3 protein-coding genes and 1 pseudogene are annotated in these 3,974 nt (G+C 31.8%); 1 reads left to right on the top strand and 3 read right to left on the bottom strand.

Annotated elements, in window-relative coordinates; all coding sequences use genetic code 11:
• Nucleotides 1–137 precede the first annotated feature (137 nt).
• Nucleotides 138–776 (top strand): annotated as a pseudogene (locus tag HT687_RS12405) (transposase); the annotation flags it as partial.
• Between the two features lie 96 nt (nt 777–872).
• Here HT687_RS12405 and HT687_RS11360 read toward each other — a convergent pair.
• The 3 genes from HT687_RS11360 to HT687_RS11350 all read right to left on the bottom strand — a co-directional run.
• Entirely contained in the window at nt 873–2,453 is a 1,581-nt protein-coding gene (locus HT687_RS11360; RefSeq protein ID WP_138699593.1) for a hypothetical protein, read from the bottom strand.
• An 8-nt stretch (nt 2,454–2,461) separates the two neighbouring features.
• Nucleotides 2,462–3,640, bottom strand: a complete 1,179-nt coding sequence (locus HT687_RS11355) for an MFS transporter (RefSeq protein WP_023941358.1) — start codon at nt 3,638–3,640, stop codon at nt 2,462–2,464.
• Nucleotides 3,633–3,974, bottom strand: a 342-nt coding sequence (locus tag HT687_RS11350) for a hypothetical protein (protein WP_205380543.1), incomplete at its 5' end; no start/stop codon positions are given. The genes HT687_RS11350 and HT687_RS11355, both read right to left, overlap by 8 nt.

Below are 3,974 nucleotides of genomic sequence, written 5' to 3'. Positions count from 1 at the left end.
CCGGAACAAGTAGACTGGCTGATGAAGGGCTTTTCTATCACTCCAAAAATAAATTCATCAGAAAGTCGTGATTTCTATTGAAATGATGCCTTTCTTTTTAGTATGATAAAGTTAGAAAACAGAGAGGGAAGCCTATGGAAGAAGATTGGGCTAAGATGGGTTTACCAATCACACGTAAGGAAATCTCTAATTGGCATATCAAGACGAGTCAATACTATTTAGAGTCCCTTTATAACCTTTTACGAGAAAAGTTGTTAGAACAAGCTCTTCTTCATGCGGATGAAACCTATTATCGGGCTCTAGAGAGTGCTAGTCAGCTGACTTACTATTGGACTTTTTTGTCAGGAAAATCAGAGAAGCAAGCAAACACACTCTACCTCCATGATCAGCGTCGAAGTGGTTCAGTAGTACAAGAATTCCTAGGAGATTATTCTGGATATGTGCATTGTGATATGTTGCGGCAGTAACTTAGGACTTTAGTCCTCTAGTTCTGCCTATGCGATAGCAGTCCAAGGTTTAGGAGCAAGGCGACGCTAAGCTTGGTAAACTGCGAACCGCTAGAAGCTTATCGTCAACTGGAAGAAGCTGAACTTGTTGGATGTTGGGCGCATGTGAGAAGGAAGTTTTTTGAATCCACCCCCAAGCAAGCAGATAACTCATCCTTAGGAGCTAAAGGTTTAGCTTATTGTGACCAGTTATTTGCCTTGGAAAGAGACTGGGAAGACTTGTCAGTTGATGAACGCCTACAGAGACGTCAAGAAGAGCTCCAGCCCCTATAAGAAATCTCCAGATTAGAGAACTCACGGATAGTTCCTAATATGGAGATTTTTCAATATACTTCGTTATTGGACGATTACAGAAAATTATCATTGTCAATCAACAAATAATTTATTCATTTTTTCTAAAACACTTTGATTAAGTATATCGAGTTCAAATTCAGTTTCAGGCCCATGACCATTTATTGGTAATTCATCAATTTCAAAACATTTATAGTTGTTCAATGTCGACTTCATATAATAAAAATCTAAAACTTTATCTCTAGGACTTTGCATGATGAATGTTTTATAAGGAAGATTTTTCTTCCACACCTTATCAGAAAACATTTCTGTAATTTCAGTTGTCGAGAACTTATCAGTAAACCATTTCCTTTCCATTCCACTTGTTTTTTTTATTTGATTAGATAAATCTATCAAAGGGGAAACGCATATATGTCCACCTAGATTGTGAGAAAATCTGGCACTCAGTAGTAATCCTAATATAGATCCAAAACTTCCTGAATATAAATAAACTTTTTTAACATCTTTTACTGTTTTACTCACTATATACTCAATCGTTCTTACCAATTCATCTATCACATAATTCCAATTTTTATTTGATAATTCTGTATTAACTGAATAAGACGACCCAATATAATTAGCAACCAAGACATCTACCGAGTTGTTCAAGGCAAACCGATATATTTTAGCATTAGTAAATGAATTAAATTCATAGGATTCTGGACCACCATGTAAAGAAACTAATAACTTTTCTGGATTATTTGACTTATAATGAATCCCTTCAAACTTCTCAAAATAGAATTCTTTGCTTATTAACTCCTCTGACATATCTCTATAGATTGTCTCAAATTTTCCATCTTCAAAAAGTAAAAACTCGAATCCTTCAATCGTACTATGCTTCAAAACAAGTCTACTGTTTTGAAGTAAACAAAAATCAATCTTCCCTTCAAAATCATATTCTTTAATCATATTTGTTTTCAAGTCAATACTAACTAAAGTTGTTCGACCGAATCTATTCAAAATGACAAAAAGATTCCACTCGTCTAAAATAGCGTTAATAATAGGATAAAACAAGTCTAAACTTTCTATTAAGTATGAATCGTTTTCGAAATTATAAAGAGATATACGAGTAGTAGAGTAAAGACTGCACACCATATTTCCTCGATCACATAGATAATTCTGTATAATTTTTCCATCAATTTCTAGATTGGGCTGTATATTAGGTGTGGAAATTAACCGCAATTCAATATCATTATAGACTCTATACAAGTCCTGTTTCTCCCCAATATTACTTATCATAGCAGTGATAAGTTTTTCCTCTTCAAAAGAAATAAGAAACTGAGAGATAGAAGCTGTATCATCAGAAATGATCACAACAATATCTGAATTATAAAAATAGACATTTAGTATCTCTGCTTTATCTGATATATTGACTAGTTTATAGGTATCCAATTTAAGCTCTAGATTAATATTAATTCTAGATAACACTAAATACGAATTTTCCAGACTAAATATGTAAATAAAATTATCATTTGATAGTATTGCAGAAAATTCTTTGTCATATATTATTTGTCCATTATTATCTACTAATAATTCATCATGCCATAAAAGTTTACTATCTTGAGTATAAGATAGGAATATAGCATCATTTAAATCCAAATTTTTTATTTTCATCATCCTGTGACCTACTTTTTCATATACTTATAAAAAAGAAACAAAGAAATTGCATTTATAGTGGAAATGATAAAGAAAATGATTAATGTTTTTTGTAAATCATTTGCATACAGATTCCCTCCAAGTAATCCACCTAAACTATCTCCAATAAAATATGAAGTTTGAGATATACCATAGAAATATGAAATTTGTTCTTTAGGATACATATCCAACTCCATTAATTCTTGACTAATTACAGAACCATTTAAGAACAAAGCTCTGCATATAAGAATAAGAAACAAGTATAAAAATTGCATATTAAATATCAATAAAGCTGTTGATAAGCCCACTAAAATTTCACTGACCACAAAGATATACTCTTTATATTTTGAGGTTTTTTGACCTGAAAAAAGAGAAGAGAAATAAGTACTCAGTAGTCCTAAAATTGTCAATGTTACACCAATAACAGATACATTTATACCTTGTTTGCTTAAAATAACTGGAAGATATGGAGCAAATAAACTTACGCTTCCCCCCATAATGAAGCCGAATATTATAGTTCCAACAAGCAGGGTTCTAGCTTTTGCAAAATGTTTAAATTCAGCCTTCTCCAAATCGCCACTCTCATTATGAGATTGAGTAATAGGAGGAATTAGAAATACAGTAATCAGGCAAAGGACGCTCGAAAAAAGTAGAGTCAATTGTGTAGCGTTTTGAAACAAGAATGTTAAAATCCAGACAAGAAAACCTGCTAGTAGCATGCCTAAAGAACTTCCTACTCCATCTGCAAATTCTTTCAACGATACAATAGAGGAACGTTCTTCTTCACTTCCTATGCCCACAATCCATACTCTAATTAATAACAACACTACCGAAGCACCGATTCCTGAAACAAAACCAGATATTATAGAAATGCCTGAGTTATTAGGAAACATCCTAAAAAATAAGCCAATACTATATAAAATTAAACCACATTGAATCACTCTTTGAGGGGTAAATCGTCCTATTTTTTTACCAATATAAAATGAAAAGATGCCAGCAAATGCCATGGCAGAATAGGATAGACCATAATTAGGGAGCCTATCATTCATTTCAAACCAGAGTGCATGAACTGTTTTTGAAGTATACATAGATAGTTTAAAAAACAAATTGAAAATAAAAAAATTGATTGCAATAGGATATTTTCTTAAGATAATTCGATAGTTATTCATGATATTCGCTCACTTCACTTTCTAGTGTTTCTTTCATATCCGATAATTTTTCATTATCACTAAAATGTGTATCTAAAATTTTCAATAACGGTTGCATTTGTTTAAATTTATTGCAGTTATATAAAATTTCTAAAGATATAACCAAATAATCTTCTAGAAAAGATAAATCTAACTGTGAAACTTTGAATTGACATTGTTCTAATAATCTTTGTGCTTTTTCATACATATTCAGCTCGACATATATGTATTGTAAGTCATACCAGAAATCAAAACTTCTATCAGATAAATAATACGCTTTTTTATAATTCGTTAGACTGTCCTGCAACAATTGAAG

Source organism: Streptococcus sp. 1449 (genome assembly GCF_013276805.1).
GTDB lineage: Bacteria > Bacillota > Bacilli > Lactobacillales > Streptococcaceae > Streptococcus > Streptococcus pseudopneumoniae.
This window is presented reverse-complemented; position numbering and strand designations above follow the sequence as displayed.